The organism is Microbacterium awajiense, from assembly GCF_039536545.1.
Classification (GTDB): domain Bacteria; phylum Actinomycetota; class Actinomycetes; order Actinomycetales; family Microbacteriaceae; genus Microbacterium; species Microbacterium awajiense.
This window is the reverse complement of record NZ_BAAAYU010000006.1, coordinates 1-802: the sequence shown is the minus strand read 5'-3', so window position 1 is coordinate 802 and position 802 is coordinate 1. Positions and strand designations below refer to the sequence as shown.

Here is an 802-nt window from a genome sequence, read left to right as displayed (position 1 = left end):
ACCTCGAGCATCGCCGCATCCGCGTTGAGCACCCGCGGCGGCACGTTCATCGCCAGATTCCGCCAGATCAACGGCATCGGATACCCGTACCGCTCAACGACCTGCAACGTCCACCGCCCGATCACCGCATGCCGATCCAGGAACGGCGGATAGTGGAACAACGGCCGCCGCTTCAGCAGCGGACACCCGTCCTCGATCAGCAGATCCGCATTGAACAGCGCCGGATGCGTCGTCGGATACTCCCGGTACGAGAACGCCGCCTCGGCCACGAACCCCCGATCCGTGAAGTACTCCGTGAACACCGCCTCATGCGTGAGCACCGCATCGTAGTAATCCGGCATCTCCGGCAACTCACGCCAATACCGCTCCCACGCCTCCGACAGGAACATCCCCCGACGCACCGCGATCCAGAACGACTGCAGGTGATACGGAAGCCGCCCCTCCTTCGTGAACGGATTCGGCACCTCCTCCGCATGATCGGTCATCCCCCACACATCCACCGCCCGAGCATCCATCCGCTCGAACACCGGACCGAACTCCCGCACCGGACCGAACCACGTGTCGTTGGTCAGCACCACCTCGTCGAAACCCGACAGATCCCCCTCGAACGCCAAACCCTCCTTGTGCGCCCAGATGTCATACCCACGGTTCTCCCGCACCAACACCGCATCCGACACCGGACCCAACTTCGCCCGACCCTCATCGGTCAACGACCCATTGACCACCACCAGCACCCGCGACGCATGCTCACGCAACCCCGCCAACGCATGAACGACGTAATCCTCCACACCACCACGGCGGT

Annotated in this window: 1 protein-coding gene; it reads right to left on the bottom strand. The window is 63.7% G+C overall.

The window, feature by feature from the left end:
* Positions 1-677 (bottom strand): rhamnan synthesis F family protein (locus ABD663_RS15610; protein ID WP_344740296.1); only part of this gene is annotated, 677 nt, incomplete at its 3' end.
* Positions 678-802: the final 125 nt, after the last annotated feature.